Raw genomic sequence first — 14,021 nt, 5'->3', positions numbered from 1 at the left:
GCGCGGCCGAGACCGCACGCCCTCTCCGTTTGCTCGCTCCGCCTCCGCGAATCAGACTTCGCGGGCGATCATCATCTTCTTGATCTCGGCGATGGCCTTGGCCGGGTTCAGGCTCTTCGGGCAGGTGTTGGCGCAGTTCATGATCGTGTGGCAGCGATACAGCCGGAAGGGATCGTGCAGGGCGTCGAGACGCTCGCCGGTGTTCTCGTCGCGGCTGTCGATCAGCCAGCGATAGGCCTGGAGCAGGGCCGCCGGGCCGAGGAAGCGGTCGCCGTTCCACCAGTAGCTCGGGCAGGAGGTGGTGCAGCAGGCGCAGAGGATGCACTCGTAGAGACCGTCGAGCTGGGCGCGATCCTCCGGCGTCTGCTTCCACTCGCCCTCGGGCGCCGGCGTCTCGGTCTGGAGCCAGGGCTCGATGGAGGCGTGCTGGGCGAAGAAGTTCGTCAGGTCGGGGACGAGATCCTTCAGCACCGGCATGTGCGGCAGCGGGTAGATCCGGACCGCGCCGGTCTTCTTGCCCTTGGCGTGCTCCTGGCATTCGTCGATGCCCATGGTGCAGGCGAGCGCGTTCTGGCCCTCGATGTTCATGGCGCAGGAGCCGCAGATGCCCTCGCGGCAGGAGCGGCGGAACACCAGGGTCGAATCGACCTTGCTCTTGATCCAGAGCAGGGCGTCGAGGACCATCGGGCCGCAATCGTCCCGGTCGACCTGATAGACGTCGACGCGCGGATTCTTCCCGTCATCGGGATTCCAGCGATAGATCCGGAATTCCTGCAGGTTGTTCGCGCCGGTCGGCCGAGGCCAGGTCTTGCCCTCGGTGACCTGGGAGTTCTTGGGAAGATTGAACTGAGCCATGGTTTGGCGTGCCTAAATCCGTCTCGTGAGAACCAATCCGGGAAACGACCTGGGTCGCCGCCTCAGTACACGCGGGCCTTCGGCTCGATGTACTGGATCTCGTTCGACATCGTGTAGGTGTGGACCGGACGGTAATCGATGCTGACCTGCTTGGAGGTGTCGTCCATCCAGGCCAGCGTGTGCTTCATCCACTCCTTGTCGTCGCGGTCCGGGAAGTCCTCGCGGGCATGGGCGCCGCGGCTTTCCTTGCGGTTGGCGGCCGATTCCATGGTGACGACGGCCTGGCCGATCAGGTTGTCGAATTCCAGGGTCTCGAGGAGATCGGTGTTCCAGATCAGCGAGCGGTCGTTGACGTGGATGTCGGGAATGCCCGCGGCGACCTTGTGGATGAGGGTCTTGCCCTCCTCCAGCACCTCGCCGGTGCGGAACACGGCGCAGTTGTTCTGCATCGTCTTCTGCATCTCGGCACGCAGCTGCGCCGTCGGCGTGCCGCCGCTGGCGTAGCGGAAGCGGTCGAGGCGACCGAGCGCCTTGTCGGCGGAGTCCTTCGGCAGCTCCATCTGGCGCGCGCCGGCCTCGACGATCTCGGCGCAGCGCAGACCCGCGGCCCGGCCGAACACCACGAGGTCGATCAGCGAGTTCGAACCGAGGCGGTTGGCCCCGTGCACCGAGACGCAGGCGGCCTCGCCGAGGGCCATCAGGCCGGGCACCACCGTGTCCGGGTTGCCGTTCTTCAGGGTCAGAACCTCGCCGTGATAGTTCGTCGGGATGCCGCCCATGTTGTAATGGACCGTCGGCAGCACCGGGATCGGCTCCTTGGTGACGTCGACGCCGGCGAAGATCTTGGCCGATTCCGAGATGCCCGGCAGGCGCTGGTGCAGGATCGCCGGGTCGAGGTGGTCGAGGTGCAGGTAGATGTGGTCGTTCGACTTGCCGACGCCGCGACCGGCCCGGATCTCCATGGTCATCGAGCGGGAGACCACGTCGCGCGAGGCGAGATCCTTGGCGGACGGGGCGTAGCGCTCCATGAAGCGCTCGCCCTCGGAATTGGTCAGGTAGCCGCCCTCGCCACGGGCGCCCTCGGTGATGAGGCAGCCGGCGCCGTAGATGCCGGTCGGATGGAACTGAACGAACTCCATGTCCTGCAGGGGCAGGCCGGCGCGCAGCACCATGGCGTTGCCGTCGCCGGTGCAGGTATGGGCGGAGGTCGCCGAGAAGTAGGAGCGGCCGTAGCCGCCAGTGGCCAGGATCGTCATCTGGGCGCGGAAGCGATGGATCTCGCCGGAGGCCTGGTCGATGGCGATGACGCCGAGGCAGCGGCCCTCCTCGTCCATGATGAGGTCGAGGGCGAAGTACTCGATGAAGAAGTTGGTGTGGTTCTTCACCGCCTGGCCGTAGAGCGTGTGCAGCATGGCGTGGCCGGTGCGGTCGGCCGCCGCGCAGGTGCGCTGGGCGGTGCCCTTGCCGTAATCGGTGGTCATGCCGCCGAACGGACGCTGGTAGATCTTGCCTTCTTCCGTGCGGGAGAAGGGCACGCCCCAATGCTCGAGCTCGTAGACCGCGGCCGGCGCGTTGCGCACGAGGTACTCGATGGCGTCCTGGTCGCCGAGCCAGTCAGACCCCTTCACGGTGTCGTACATGTGCCAGCGCCAGTCGTCCGGACCCATGTTGCCCAGCGAGGCCGAGATACCGCCCTGCGCCGCCACGGTGTGGGACCGGGTGGGAAACACCTTCGAGATGCAGGCGGTGCGCAGGCCGGCCTGGGAGCAGCCCACGGTGGCGCGGAGGCCCGCGCCGCCGGCGCCCACCACCACCACGTCGAAGGTGTGGTCGTTGATCGTGTAGGCGGGAGCGCCGTTGCCGTTGGTTCCGTTGGTGGCCATGGGCTGATCCTTCGGGTTCGGGGTGCGGGTCAGACGAGCTTGCCGAGGCTGACGCGCAGGATCGCGTACAGGCAGGCCACGGCGACGACGACCGCGTAGAAATTGTTGGCGAGCAGGCTCAGGAGCTTGAGCGTCCTGTCGTGGACGTAGTCCTCGATGACGACCTGCATCCCGATCCTCATATGGGCCGTCACCGAGATCACGGCGAGGATCAGGACCAGAGCCACCACCGGGTGCGACATCAGCGCGATGGCCTCCGGGTAGGGCCGGTTCGCCATCAGCGCGACGATGACCACGAAGGCCAGCATCAGCGGCGCGTTGGCGGCGGCGGTCAGGCGCTGGATCCAGAAGTGGCCCGCGCCGTGGCCCGAGGCCCCGAGGCCCTTCACCCGGGCGCGCGGCGTGCGCATGGTGACGTTGGTGTTCTGGCGGTTGTCGACCATCGCTCGGTCTCCTCAGCGCAGGGTCAGGGCGAGCGCCCAGATCAGGACGGTCAGGATGACGGAGCCGATCAGGGTCGCGCGGGCGAGGCCCATGCGCTGGGCACGGTCGAAGCCGTAGCCGAGATCCCAGATGAAGTGGCGCAGACCGCCCAGCATGTGGTGCATCAGGATCCAGGTGTAGACGAACAGCACCAGACGTCCGACGATCGAGCCGAAGAACCACGAGACGGTGCCGTAGGCGGCCGGACCCGAAGCGAGGGCCACGAGCCAGATCGCCACCAGGGCCGCGCCGCCGTAGAGGGCCGTGCCGGTGATGCGGTGGAACACCGACATCGCCATGGTCCAGGTCCAGCGGTAGATCTGGAGGTGGGGCGAGAGCGGCTGGGCGACCGTGGGACGGACGGTTGGAGCCATCGTGCTGAAGGTCCTCGACTGGGCGGTGCACCGGTTTTTGACAGGGCACCAAGAAAAATTTGGATCGTCTCTAAAGTGCTAGCGGGCAGGCGCCAATGCGCAACCCCGCTTCGCCGCAGCGCACATGCGACACAGGCGCCAAATCGTCATTCGGTCCTGCCGCCTCATGACAGCCACCCGAGGGCGCGCCACCAGAGGTAATCCAGCGGCGCGGCGACGAGCAGGGAGAGAAGGCCGGTCACCAGGGTCAGCCTGGTCGCCGCCCGCAGCGGCACCTTCCCGAGATCGACCGCGAGCACGATCGGCGGGGCCTGGTAGGGCAGGAACAGGGTCGAGTAGCCGACCACCTGGATCATCACCACGGCCATGAGGTCGAGGCCGCTCGCCCGCGCCATCTCGCCGGCCAGCGCCGTGTAGAGCGCCGGGGCGCCGTTGGCGGTGACCGCGATCGTGAGGATCGCCGCCAGTCCTGTCAAAATGCCGAAATTGTAGCCCGGCGCGTCCGGCGTCAGCGGCGCGACGTGGAGGAGGGCATGGCCCAGGCTGGCGCCGAGGCCGGTCTCGTTCACGGTGGCCACGAGGCCGAGGAGGGCGGCGACGTAGAAGCAGGTGCGCAGGTTCACCGCGCCGAAGGCCTCCGCCGGCAACACGCCGATGCGGGGCATCAGGCAGAGGATCGCGGCGACGAGCCCGACCCAGGCCGGGGCGATGTGGTGCAGGCTGTCGGTGACCCAGAAGGCGAGGGTGGCGGCCAGGATCACGGCGAGCCGCCGCGCCTCCGGGCGCAAGGGCTCCTTCGCGAGGGCCGCACCGTTCTCCCCGTGGTCGAGTCGGTCGGGAAACAGCCGGACGATCGCCAGGACGAGGAGGCCCCCCTTCACCAGGGCCAGCACCGGCGCGTGCAGCAGGAGATAGGGCAGGTAGGCGATGTGGAGGCCGTACTGGGTCTCGGCGGTGCCGGCCATCACGAGATTCGGCACGTTGGCGGGCAGGATCGCGGCCGAGAGAAGCGGGGTGGCGAGGCCCACCGCCAGGACGGCGCCATGCCGGCCCGGGCGGCCGGCTTCGAGGCCGAAGGCGTCGCAGAGGGCCAGCACCACGGGCACCAGCAGGGCGATCCGCCCGAGATTCGACGGCATCACGAAGGCGACGGCGAAGGACAGGGCTACGATGCCGGCGATGAAGGCCGGATAGGAGGCCGAGAGGTGGCCCGACAGGCTCCGCGCCAGGCGGTCGCCGAGGCCGGAGCGCGTCATGGCGAGACCCACCACCATGCCGCTGAGGACGAGCCAGAACGCCGAGGAGGCGAAGCCCGAGAACACGGTCGCGGGCGGCGCGAGGCGAAACAGCATCGCCCCGGCGAAGAACAGCATCGCGGTGACGATCTCGGCGATGAGGCCGCTGGCCCAGAGGCCCATGCAGAGCACGAGCAGGAGCCCGGTCACCACGACCGTCGCCTCCCCGCCCATGAACGCCCCTGCCGGCATCGCCCGATTCCAATCCGCCCGTCCGGCGGGACAATGATCCTACCTTGGAGCCATTCGCAATTCGGAGTTTTCCGATCCATCCTTCGCGGTCGGCGAAGGCTCAGAAGCGCGCCGGGTCGAGTTCGAAGGTCGGGGGCAGGGCCTCGAACCATTCGCCGTAGAAGGGATCGCGCGGCAGTTTCGCCGCCCAGCGATCGCGAAAGCGCTGGTGTTCGGCCGGGTCGACGGTGCGGGCCCGGTTGCGGCTCTCGTAGTGGTAGAGGCTCGCCTGGGCGCAGTAGACGCTGCGCAGGCCGCGCTCGCGCAGCCGGAGACACAGGTCGACGTCGTTGTAATTGACCGCGAAGCCCGCATCGAAGCCGCCGATGGCGTCGAAATCCGCCCGGCGCACCATCACGCAGGCGCCGGTGACCGCGAGGTAGTTCCGGCTGCCCACCGTCGAGAAGAAATGCCCTGGATCGTCGCCGGGATAGCCGCGGCGGACATGGTCGGGAGTGGCGTCGACGATCGAGACGCCGGCATGCTGGATCTCGCCGGTCTCGAACAGGAGCTTGGGGCCGACGGCGCCGACGCCGGGGATCTGCAGCTGCGCCAGCATCGCCTCGATCCAGTCGGGGGTGATGACGGCGATGTCGTCGTTGAGGAAGACCAGCACCGCGCCGCTGGCTTCGGCCGCGCCGAGGTTCATCTTGGCGGCCACGTTGAAGACCGGCTCGGACCAGGTCACGCGCCGGGCGCCGTGGCGGGCCAGGGCCGCCTGCGTGCCGGGGCGCAGGTCGCCGTTGTCCACCACCACGAACTCGATGTCGGAATAGGTGCTGCGCGCGGCCACGCTGTCGAGGCAGGCGGCCAGGAGATCCACCGTGCGGCCGCCGACGGTGCTGTCGCGCCCGGCAGTGGGGATCACGATGGAGACGCGCGGGCGCTCGGTCAGCTTGCGCCGCATCTCGAAGCAACCCTTGAAGAGGCTGGGGCGGGCGAAGTCGAGTTCGCCGGTGCGCCGGGCGCGGTCCTCGAGGCCACGGATCGCCGCGGCGACGACGTAGTCCTTGTTGTCCATGGTCTGGGCGGTGGAGCCCGGGATCGCGCGCCAGTGATAGAGCACCTTCGGCACGTGGACGACGTTGCGGACGTGCTCGGTGTAGCGCAGGGCGAAGTCGTAATCCTGCGCGCCGTTGCATGCGTCGCGAAAGCCGCCGATCCGCGCCACGATGTCCATGCGGTAGAGGGCCAGGTGCGCCGTGTACATGCAGGCTTCGAGGGCTTCGGGCGACCAGTCCGGCTTGAAGAACGGATCGTAGCGCACCCCGTCGATCGAGATCTTGTCCTCGTCGGAATAGATGAAGTCGACGGTCGCGTCGGCGTTGAGGACGCGGACGAACTCGTAGAGCGCGTTGTCGGGAATCGCGTCGTCGTGGTCCATCAAGGTCATGTAGCGGCCGGTCGCCAGCGCCATGGCGTCGTTCGAGGCGGCCGAGATGCGCCCGTTCGTGGTGCGGCGGTGGAGCTTGATCCGCGGATCATCCGCCGCGAAGGCCTGGAGCAGCGGCCAGATCTGCGGGTCCGGCGAGTTGTCGTCGCAGAGGCAGAGTTCCCAATCGGAATAGGCCTGGGCCTGCACCGAGGCGATGGCGGCCTTCAGCCAGCGAAGGGGGGTATCGTAGACCGGCATGACGATCGAGATGCGCGGGCGCAGGCGAAAGCCTTCGATCTCGGCGCGCATCGCCGGCACGCCGAGCCGGCCGGGCGTCTCCACCTTCTCGATCCAGGCCGTGTAGGAGGCCGGGACCGGGCGCGGACGGGCGCTGGCACGGAAGTCCCGCCACAGTTCGGCGGCTCCCTTTGCGCGCCAGCCGGCGCGGATGCGCGCGAGGATCCGGCCGGGCGCGCGTTCCGCCTCGGGCAGCGCGCGCACGAGGCGGCGGGCGGTCTCGGCCACGGCGCCGACTTGCCCGAGATAGGTCAGCGAGACCTCGCCGAGGCGGAAGCGTCCCGCGCCGCTCATCGGGTCGAGGCGCAGGCCACGGACCCGGCGGGGCAGGTGTACGAGGTTGTCGATGCCGGTGGCGTCGGCCTCCAAGGGAATGGTCAGCGTCTCGCGAAACCCCTTCCCGTCGTCGACGTAGAGGATCGGGACGAGCTTCGTGCGGTCGAGGGCCGTGAGGTCGGCGCGCAGGCGGACCCAGCCTCCGCGATGGCGCCTGCGTCCCTCCGGCGGCCACAGCCGGAAATGCGGATCGGACCCGGTCGTGCGCCACGTGTCCGGGGTCCCGTCCGCCTCGATCTGGCTGAAGGCGTCGAGACGACAGCGTAGGGTGCGCGGCAAACCCGGATCCTCTTCGATGCGGGCACGGGGCCTGCCGAGCCGGCCGGTCCCCGGACCCGCCGCGCCCGGGGTTTAGGGCAAGCCCGCCGGCCCTCGCAAGGGCAGGCGGCTCCGCCTCAGGCGGGGCCCGCGGCGAGGTAGGCGCGCCAGCCCCCGTGCCGGGTGATCTCCGGCGCGCCCGCGACGGCATGGGCCTCGCAGAGGAAACCCGAGACGGGTTCGCCGTCGACGAGCGCGATCTTGCCGATCCCGAGGGGCGCGGGGATCGCGGCGGCGAAGCGCCCGAAGGCCGCCGGGTCGAGGCTCCAGACCTCGACCTCCAGGCCCGGACCCTCGAACCCGGGCTCCCGCACGAGGCCGGGCTTCGGCGGCACCGTGCCGGGCAGGGCATAGAGCCGGTAGTCGGACGCCGTCCGGGTCGTGCGCAGGAAGGTCGCCCCGAGCTCTCGGAGCTGGTGGTTCAGGGCAAGGCCCGTGAGATGGGCGCCGACCACCACCAGGGGGATCCGCCCGGAGGCGAGGGGGCTCACCCGGCTCGCCTCCGGCAAAGCGCGGGCCCGGTCGACGCCCATGCCGCCGCCGAGGGCGCGATGCAGGGCGTCGGCCCAGGGTGCGAGCGCCTCGTCGCTGAAGCCGGGGCCGACCAGCATCACCCCCGCCGGCAGGCCGTCCCGCCGGAATCCCGCCGGGACCGCGATGGCGGCCATTCCGAGCAGGTTGGCGAAATTGGTGTAGCGGCCGAAATGGCTGTTCCGGACGATGGGTTCGGCCTCCATCTCGGCCACCGCATAGGTGGTCGGGGAGGTCGGCAGCAGCAGGACGTCGATCTCGGCCAGGATCGTATCGGTGCGGCGCTTCAACGCCTCGAACGCGTAGCGGCCCCGGAAGGCGTCGACGGCGCTGTAGCCGCGCGCCGATTCGGTGATCGCGCGCACGCTCGGGTCCATCGCGGCGGCGTGGTCGGCATGGAACGCCTCGATGGCCGCAAGCCGCTCGGCGACCCAGGGGCCGTCGTAGAGGAGGGCGGCGATCGCGCGGAAGGGCGCGTAATCGAACGGCACGGCGACCCCGCCGAGGCCTTCGAGCCGGGCGATGGCGGCGTCGTAGAGGGCCGCCGTCGCGGTGTCGCCGTAGAACTCGCGCTCGGCCGGCGCGAGCACGCCAAAGCGCAGGCCCGCCGACGGGAGGGGATGCGGGACCGCCGGACGCGAGTAGGGATCGGCCGGGTCGAAGCCCTCGGCGATCCGGCGCACGGCGATGCCGTCCCCGACCGTGGCGGCGAAGACCGTGATGCAGTCGAGGCTGCGGCAGGCCGGGACGAGGCCGATGGTGCTCAGCGCCCCCGGCGTCGGCTTGATCCCGACGATGTTGTTGAAGGCCGCCGGCACGCGGCCGGAGCCGGCGGTGTCGGTGCCGAGGCTGAAGCAGGCGAGCCCGGCCGCGACGGCCACGGCCGAGCCGGAGCTCGACCCGCCGGAGACGTAGTCGGCGTTGAAGACGCTGCGCGGGGCGCCGTAGGGCGAGCGGGTGCCGTTGAGGCCGGTGGCGAACTGGTCGAGGTTGGTCTTGCCGGTCACCAGGGCGCCCGCCGCCTTCAGCCGCCCCACCACCTCGGCGTCCCGCTCGGGCGTGTAGGCGAAGGCCGGGCAGGCGGCGGTGGTGGGCAGGCCCGCGACGTCGATATTGTCCTTCACGGCGAAGGGCAGGCCCCAGAGCGGCAGCGAGTTCGGCTCCGGATGCGCCGCCACCAGGGCGCGGGCCGATGCGACGAGGTCGGCCCGAGAGACCGGCGTGATGAAGATCGCCGGGTCCGGCGAGGTCTCCATCCGCTCGGCCACGATCTCGGCGAGGCCGACCGGATCGAGGCTGCCCGAGGCGAAGGCCGCGCGCAGGCTCGCGATGTCCAGGATCGTGGGCAGCATGGGTTCAGGTCTCCTCGATCGCCGCGACGCCACACCGTCGCCCCAGGGTCCGGCCGGGTCGGACCCGGCCTCCTCGCGCGAAGCTCCCCGGGCTCGCATGCTCCGTGCCGCCGGGGAACGCCGCGCAGGATGACCGCTCGCCCGGTCCTCCCCGTGCCCGATCCCGCCGCCTTGCCAGGCTTGCGGGCCGACGCTCCGGGGACTCTGCCGAAACGGAAGCCTCAGGTCTGCCAGACGCGGGGCAGGGGCCGTCCGCGATAGGCGATCAGGGCGCGCTGCGCGACGGCCCGCAAGGCATCCGGATCGCGACCGAGGAGGCGCAGGACGAGGTGGCCGTTCCAGGCGCTGGCGGCGGCGGCGACGCCCTCCGCGCCGATCGCGTCGAGGATGGCCCGGACTTCCTCCAGCCGCCCCTCCGCCTCGGGCGAGACGTCGAGCATCGTCGCCATCGCGCGGGCGCCGTTGCCGATCGCCGCGCGGGCGAGCTGGTCCGACAGGGCGCCGTCGAGGCGCAGGGTGTCGGCGTAGGCCAGGCGTCCGTCGCGGCGGATGCGCCAGGTGTCGCTGAGGTGGCCCTGCGTCATCGGCTCGTTGCGGGCGGTTCGCCCGAAGGTGATCGCCTCGAAGGCGAGGAGATGGGCACCCGGAGCCAGATCCGCCTCGAACCGGCGGGAAAGGGCGGCCCGGTCGAACAGGATCGTCTCCTGCGGCAGGTGCGCGAGGCGGCCCCCGGCCCCGACGGTCACCGCGGTGGCGACGCGGCTCACCGGGCCGTCCGAGCGGTAGACCTTCTCGGCCGCCGTGGTGGTCAGGGTGAGGTCGGCGCCCGCGCCGACATCGGCCGTGACGTGGAAGGCGTCGCCGCAGGCGATTCCGCCGGCGGTGTTGAGCAGCACCGCCTCGCAGGGGCCCTTCGGACGGCGCGGAAGGCGCAGGCGCAACGGACCGCCCTCGGCGATGTCGAGGATGCGGGTGTCGTGCCCGTCCGCGCAGGCGACGCGCAGGTGGATCCGCCCCTGGGAGCGCTGGCGCTCCGGCGCGGCGACGGGGAGCGCCGGAAGGTCGGGGTTCGGCAAGGCCGCGCGTCAGGCCGGGCCGGTGGCGACCGGGCGCTCGGGGTCGGAACCCCATTCGGACCAGGAGCCGTCGTAGAGCGCGCGGGGCGGCCGCCCCAGGGTCTCCAGCGCCAGCCCGACGATGGCGGCGGTGACGCCCGAGCCGCAGGTGGTGACCACGGGCCGGCTCACGTCGACGCCGTTCTCGGCGAAGGCCGCGCGCAAGGCCGCCTTGTCCTTCAGGCGGCCCTGGCTCTGGAGCGCGGCGTAGTGCACGTTGCGGGCACCCGGCATGTGGCCGGGCCGGACACCGGGGCGGGGCTCCGCCTCCTCGCCGCGGAAGCGCGCCCCGGAGCGGGCATCGACGACCTGGGCATTGCCCGATTCGAGGGCACGGGCGACGTCGCCGGCATCGGCCACCGCGCCATGGTCGAGGCGGGCGGTGAAGTGACGGCGCGCGCGCGGGCGTCCCTCGCCCTCCTCGACGGGATAGCCGGCAGCGACCCAGGCCGGGAGCCCACCCTCCAGAATCTCGACGTCGCGAACGCCGTAGGTCTTGAGCATCCAGCGCACCCGCGGCGCCGAGAACAGGCCCATGCCGTCATAGACCACGATGTGCGCCCCGTCGCCGACGCCCAGCGCCCGCATGCGGGAGGCGAAGACCTCCGGGCGCGGCAGCATGTGGGGGAGGGGCGAGGTCTCGTCGCTCATCGTGTCGATGTCGAACCGGATCGCGCCGGGGATGTGCCCGCCGAGATATTCGGCCCGGGCGTCGCGGCCCTGGGCCGGCAGGTACCAGGACCCGTCGAGGATCACGATATCGGGCGCGCCGAGGCGAGCGTGGAGCCATTCGGCCGTGACAAAGGGCGTCGTCGCCATGGATTTCTCTGTTCGATGGGCCGGAGATCGTCCGGCCGGGAGTCGCGTTCGGGCGGTGCGGTGCGGCCACCAAACCACATCCCGCCGCGCCTTGCACCCTGCCCGGGCGGGATTGCGATCTGAACCGGCCCTTCCCGAGCCGCGTTGGACACCGGAGACGACCGTTCGCAATCCCTTTCCGTCAGGAGACCGGCGCCATGCGTATTCCGACCCTCATCCTCGCCAGCACCCTCGGCCTCGCCCTGGCCGGCGCCGCCCAGGCCCAATCCTCCGTGACGGGGGCCGGCGCCGGCACAATCAACGGCGCCGGCAGCAGCATCGGCAGCGGCCCCTCGGGCTCGCCCGCCACCACCGGAACGGCCCCGGGAGCCGGCGCCGTGCGCAACCCGAACGCCGCCCCCCTGCCGAGCGCGGGCCGCGCCATCGCGCCCGGGACGACCGCCGCACCGAACGCGACGCATTCCGGCGCCTCGTCACGCTGAGGCACGGTACGCGCAAGTCATGAGGCCGGGCCGCGATGCCCGGCCTTTTTCGTCGCAACCCCGCGTGACGTGGTGCCAAGGCGCGCCGCCTGCGGCTATGGAAGGGCGTGCCGAGCCAGCGTGATGGAGCCGTCGTGAACCCGCGCGAGACCTACCACATCGAAGTCCTGGCCTCCGAGGACGAGGCCGGCGCGCGCGGCGAGGACCCGGTGCGCCAGCGCATCTCCGTGCGCACCTACACCGTGGAGGCGGCCAGGGAGCGCGCCCTGACCCTGTTCGCGCGGGCGCGGGCGCCGCAGCGCAGCGGCGCCCCGGCCGAGGCCGTGCGGGTCATCGACGGCGCCGGCACGGAGGTGTTCCGCTGGAGCCGGTTCGACGAGCCGGCCTGACGGAACGATCACGCCGTGCGCGCCCTCATCCTCCCCGGCCTCGTCCTGCTCTTCGCGGCCCTGTTCGTGCGCAGCTACACGGTGCCCCCGGCGCCGGACCGGCGTGGCGGCACCACGGTGTCGCTCGCCTGGCCGAACCGGCCGGTCTTCGGCAGCCCGCGGGCCGACTGCATCGGCCTCCCGGCGGGCGACTCGGTGATCGCCTGCCTGATCGGCTCGGTGTCGCGGGCTCGGGCCGACGGCATTCCGCTGATGCAGGTCGGCTTCTGCCCGACGTGCTATTCCCTCTCGCAGCGCGCCGCCGCCCACGGCCGCGACGAGGCCGCCGTGCAGGCGCGCCTCGGCGAGATCGCCCGCTTCGGCTGGTGAGACCGGATGGGCCGCCGCACACCAGCCTGGAGACCGCGATGCCCCTCGTTCGCATAGACCTGAACCGCTCGGCACCGCAGGACCGTGCCCGGATCGTGGGCGACGTCGTGTATGCCGCGATGCGGGCCGTGGCGAACGTCCCCGAGAACGACAAGTTTCAGATCGTCACGCACCACGAGGCGGGGGAGATCGTCGCGCCGGAGGCGGGCTACCTCGGCGTGACCCACACGGACGACCTCGTGATCATTCAGATCACCTGGAACGCGGGGCGCTCGGTAGAGGTCAAGCGCGCCCTCTACCGGCAGATCGCCGACGGCATCTCCGAGAAGGCGGGCATCCGGCGCGAGGACGTCTTCGTCAATCTCGTCGAGGTGGTGAAGGAGAACTGGTCCTTCGGCAACGGCGAGATGCAGTACGCGCCGGCCTGACGGGCCATCCGCATTGACGCCGCGCCCGCTGCGCCCCTAGACAGGCGCCACCATGACGACCGACCTTCGCCCCGCCTCGTATCCGGCGCCGCATCCTTAGCGGCACGGGGCTCGTCATGTCTCAACCGCTGCGTCGTCGGCGGTTGATCTCCTTCCAGGACCATACGTCGACGGCCCGGCTTTCACCGAGGTCACGTCCGTGCCGTCCCATCCCTGTGTGAATTCCCGTCCCTGCCTCGGCCTGATCGGCTACGGCGCCTTCGGCCGCCTCGTGGCCCGCCATCTCGCACCGTTCTTCACCGTTCACGCCTATGATCCGGCGATGCCGCCGGACGTGGAAGCCGGCGTGGTCGCGGGCTCCCTGCGCGCCGCGGCCGGCTGCCCGGTCGTGATCCTGGCGGTGCCCGTCCCGGCGATGTCCGGCCTCGTCGCGGAGATCGGTCCGCATCTCCGCCCGGGCGCCCTCGTCCTCGATGTCGGCTCGGTGAAGGCGGTCGCCGCGGAGGCGATGCGCGGCGGCCTGCCGGAACACGTCGCCATCGTCGCGACCCACCCGCTGTTCGGACCGCAGAGCGCCCGTGATGGGATCCGGGGCCTGAAGATCGCGCTCTGCGAGGTCCGCGGCGGCCGGACCCGCGACGTCGCCGCCTTCCTGCGCCGATGGCTCGGCCTCGACGTCATCCTGACGACGCCGGAGGCCCATGACCGGGAAGCGGCCGCGGTCCAGGGCCTGACGCACCTCATCGCAAAGGTGATGGTGCGGATGGAGCCGCTGCCGACGCGCATGACCACCCGCAGCTTCGACCTCCTCATGCAGGCGGTGGAGATGGTGCGCCACGACGCGCCGGAGGTCTTCGACGCCATCGAGCGATCCAATCCCTATGCGGGCTCGGTTCGCCGCCGCTTCGTCACCGAGGCGGCCCGGCTCGCCCGGGACTTGTCGAAGCGGAATTTGTCGGAGCGGAATTTGTCGGAGCGGGAATTGTCGGAGCGGAATTTGTCGGAGCGGGAATTGTCGGAGCGGAATTTGTCGGAGCGGGAATTGTCGGAGCGGGAATTGTCGGAGCGGGAATTGTCGGAGCGGGAATT

The 14,021-nt window shown here is 70.9% G+C and carries 13 protein-coding genes and 1 pseudogene; 5 read left to right on the top strand and 9 right to left on the bottom strand.

Annotated elements, in window-relative coordinates:
• Positions 1-51: 51 nt before the first annotated feature.
• From ACLBWX_RS03045 to sseA, 9 genes are all read right to left on the bottom strand, one after another.
• Positions 52-855 carry a succinate dehydrogenase iron-sulfur subunit gene (locus tag ACLBWX_RS03045; protein WP_447675614.1) on the bottom strand — a complete coding sequence of 268 codons (804 nt, stop codon included), beginning with the start codon at positions 853-855 and terminating at the stop codon, positions 52-54.
• 62 nt (positions 856-917) lie between these two features.
• The gene (sdhA, locus tag ACLBWX_RS03040) at positions 918-2,738 is read right to left on the bottom strand and encodes a succinate dehydrogenase flavoprotein subunit (protein WP_447675613.1); all 1,821 of its coding nucleotides are present in this window, start codon (positions 2,736-2,738) and stop codon (positions 918-920) included.
• A 29-nt stretch (positions 2,739-2,767) separates the two neighbouring features.
• Positions 2,768-3,181: a succinate dehydrogenase, hydrophobic membrane anchor protein gene (sdhD, locus tag ACLBWX_RS03035; RefSeq protein ID WP_447675612.1), complete on the bottom strand. Its 414-nt coding sequence runs from the start codon at positions 3,179-3,181 to the stop codon at positions 2,768-2,770.
• A 12-nt stretch (positions 3,182-3,193) separates the two neighbouring features.
• On the bottom strand, positions 3,194-3,595 hold the full coding sequence (sdhC, locus tag ACLBWX_RS03030; protein ID WP_447675611.1) for a succinate dehydrogenase, cytochrome b556 subunit: 402 nt from the start codon (positions 3,593-3,595) through the stop codon (positions 3,194-3,196).
• A gap of 164 nt (positions 3,596-3,759) precedes the next feature.
• Entirely contained in the window at positions 3,760-5,082 is a 1,323-nt protein-coding gene (locus tag ACLBWX_RS03025; protein ID WP_447675610.1) for an SLC13 family permease, read from the bottom strand.
• Between the two features lie 100 nt (positions 5,083-5,182).
• On the bottom strand, positions 5,183-7,408 hold the full coding sequence (locus ACLBWX_RS03020) for a glycosyltransferase family 2 protein (RefSeq protein WP_447675609.1): 2,226 nt from the start codon (positions 7,406-7,408) through the stop codon (positions 5,183-5,185).
• Positions 7,409-7,524: 116 nt separating this feature from the next.
• Positions 7,525-9,330 (bottom strand): allophanate hydrolase, encoded by a 1,806-nt coding sequence (gene atzF / locus ACLBWX_RS03015; RefSeq protein ID WP_447675608.1) that lies wholly within the window; start codon positions 9,328-9,330, stop codon positions 7,525-7,527.
• A gap of 221 nt (positions 9,331-9,551) precedes the next feature.
• Positions 9,552-10,406 (bottom strand): urease accessory protein UreD, encoded by an 855-nt coding sequence (locus ACLBWX_RS03010; RefSeq protein WP_447675607.1) that lies wholly within the window; start codon positions 10,404-10,406, stop codon positions 9,552-9,554.
• Between the two features lie 9 nt (positions 10,407-10,415).
• Positions 10,416-11,264: a 3-mercaptopyruvate sulfurtransferase gene (gene sseA / locus ACLBWX_RS03005; protein WP_447675606.1), complete on the bottom strand. Its 849-nt coding sequence runs from the start codon at positions 11,262-11,264 to the stop codon at positions 10,416-10,418.
• A 197-nt stretch (positions 11,265-11,461) separates the two neighbouring features.
• On the opposite strand from sseA, the gene ACLBWX_RS03000 reads away from it, so the two are divergent.
• The 5 genes and pseudogenes from ACLBWX_RS03000 to ACLBWX_RS02980 form a co-directional block, all read left to right on the top strand.
• Positions 11,462-11,746 carry a hypothetical protein gene (locus tag ACLBWX_RS03000; RefSeq protein WP_447675605.1) on the top strand — a complete coding sequence of 95 codons (285 nt, stop codon included), beginning with the start codon at positions 11,462-11,464 and terminating at the stop codon, positions 11,744-11,746.
• A gap of 134 nt (positions 11,747-11,880) precedes the next feature.
• Positions 11,881-12,135 carry a hypothetical protein gene (locus ACLBWX_RS02995; protein ID WP_447675604.1) on the top strand — a complete coding sequence of 85 codons (255 nt, stop codon included), beginning with the start codon at positions 11,881-11,883 and terminating at the stop codon, positions 12,133-12,135.
• Positions 12,136-12,150: 15 nt separating this feature from the next.
• Positions 12,151-12,504: a hypothetical protein gene (locus tag ACLBWX_RS02990; protein WP_447675603.1), complete on the top strand. Its 354-nt coding sequence runs from the start codon at positions 12,151-12,153 to the stop codon at positions 12,502-12,504.
• 38 nt (positions 12,505-12,542) lie between these two features.
• Complete coding sequence (locus ACLBWX_RS02985) at positions 12,543-12,932, top strand: tautomerase family protein (protein ID WP_447675602.1); 390 nt, start codon at positions 12,543-12,545, stop codon at positions 12,930-12,932.
• Positions 12,933-13,131: 199 nt separating this feature from the next.
• Positions 13,132-13,875, top strand: a pseudogene (locus ACLBWX_RS02980) (prephenate dehydrogenase/arogenate dehydrogenase family protein); the annotation flags it as partial.
• Positions 13,876-14,021: the final 146 nt, after the last annotated feature.

The sequence above is a fragment of the Methylobacterium sp. M6A4_1b genome (assembly GCF_053345175.1).
The sequence above is the reverse complement of the archived record's forward strand: the minus strand, read 5'-3'. Positions and strand labels throughout refer to the sequence as shown.

Excerpts from the sequence above, each read along its gene's own strand:
- sdhC (WP_447675611.1), bottom strand. The coding sequence starts at position 3,595 with ATGGCTCCAACCGTCCGTCCCACGGTCGCCCAGCCGCTCTCGCCCCAC.
- ACLBWX_RS03025 (WP_447675610.1), bottom strand. The coding sequence starts at position 5,082 with ATGCCGGCAGGGGCGTTCATGGGCGGGGAGGCGACGGTCGTGGTGACC.
- ACLBWX_RS02985 (WP_447675602.1), top strand. The coding sequence starts at position 12,543 with ATGCCCCTCGTTCGCATAGACCTGAACCGCTCGGCACCGCAGGACCGT.
- ACLBWX_RS03045 (WP_447675614.1), bottom strand. The coding sequence starts at position 855 with ATGGCTCAGTTCAATCTTCCCAAGAACTCCCAGGTCACCGAGGGCAAG.
- sdhA (WP_447675613.1), bottom strand. The coding sequence starts at position 2,738 with ATGGCCACCAACGGAACCAACGGCAACGGCGCTCCCGCCTACACGATC.
- atzF (WP_447675608.1), bottom strand. The coding sequence starts at position 9,330 with ATGCTGCCCACGATCCTGGACATCGCGAGCCTGCGCGCGGCCTTCGCC.
- ACLBWX_RS03000 (WP_447675605.1), top strand. The coding sequence starts at position 11,462 with ATGCGTATTCCGACCCTCATCCTCGCCAGCACCCTCGGCCTCGCCCTG.
- sseA (WP_447675606.1), bottom strand. The coding sequence starts at position 11,264 with ATGGCGACGACGCCCTTTGTCACGGCCGAATGGCTCCACGCTCGCCTC.
- sdhD (WP_447675612.1), bottom strand. The coding sequence starts at position 3,181 with ATGGTCGACAACCGCCAGAACACCAACGTCACCATGCGCACGCCGCGC.